The 1,019-nt window shown below is 48.5% G+C and carries 2 protein-coding genes; both read left to right on the top strand.

Translation table 11 applies throughout. From position 1 onward, the window contains the following. Nucleotides 1–379 (top strand): DUF3304 domain-containing protein (locus tag B3797_RS11445; RefSeq protein WP_311791128.1); only part of this gene is annotated, 379 nt, incomplete at its 5' end. A 181-nt stretch (nucleotides 380–560) separates the two neighbouring features. Then, a partial coding sequence (locus B3797_RS11440) for a DUF3304 domain-containing protein (protein WP_311791127.1) occupies nucleotides 561–1,019 on the top strand: 459 nt, incomplete at its 3' end.

Below are 1,019 nucleotides of genomic sequence, written 5' to 3'. Positions count from 1 at the left end.
CCAGTCCGGCATAGATCTTATCGGCCCCTGGCAGGGCGGCGGGGGCGGGTGCTGCTTTGGCGTGCCGCCAAAATGGACGCCAGGGATGACGGTCAGAGTGGACTGGGAAACCGGGGTCGGTTTCTCGATGGATTTTCCTGGATATGAGAACTGGGATAAATTTTTAGAGTGGCGCCGTAATATTAATCTTCAAAAGAAACAGCATTCTTTAGAAGTACCCATTCCCGATTATACGGGCCAGGAAACCTGTGGCATTACGGTTCATTTCCTGCCCTGTGATGACATCAAAGTAACAACAAGCTGTTATGAATATGGCCGCCCGAATCACCCTGTAAAAGATCCAATCCGCATGGAGGAGCCAGAAGTATGTCCACAATAAACCCCGCTCCGGTCTGGTATCCACCCTCTTTTCCCGTACAGGGAATAATAAAACACAAAAAATATATTCCCGGCACATTCAGGCCTTTGAGATTAAATAACTAAAGCGATGATTCACAGCAGATACAACTAATGCGAATACATTTCCCTTTCAGGAAAATATTTACATAAAGGAGCAAAAAATGACTATCAGGCTTTTACCGGCATTGCTTTTATTACTGATGCTGACCGGCTGCAATCCTTTTGCGGAAGACGACGCGCCGGTCAGGGGAGGAGGCGGCACCATCGAAGCAGTTAACCACACTCACTGGGCAATTAATCACTTCAGCGTCAACGGCCAGTCCGGCATAGATCTTATTGGCCCCTGGCAGGGCGGAGGAGGCGGGTGCTGCTTTGGCGTGCCGTCGAAATGGACCCCAGGGATGACGGTCAGAGTGGACTGGGAAACAGGGTTAGCTTATTCCCCTGATTTTCCTGGTTATGGTGATGATAAGAAATATCTGGCCTGGGCAAAGAAAGTGAATATGCAAAAAAAACAGCATTCTCTAGAAGTGCCTGTTCCCGATTATACGGGTCAAAAAACCTGCGGCATTACGGTTCATTTCCTGCCCTGTGATGATATTAAAGTGACCACAAGCTGT

It is taken from the genome of Pantoea sp. UBA5923, assembly GCF_002431095.1.
Classification (GTDB): Bacteria; Pseudomonadota; Gammaproteobacteria; order Enterobacterales; family Enterobacteriaceae; genus Pantoea; species Pantoea piersonii.
Note: the sequence above shows the minus strand (reverse complement) of the source record. Positions and strands in the feature narration are given on the sequence as shown.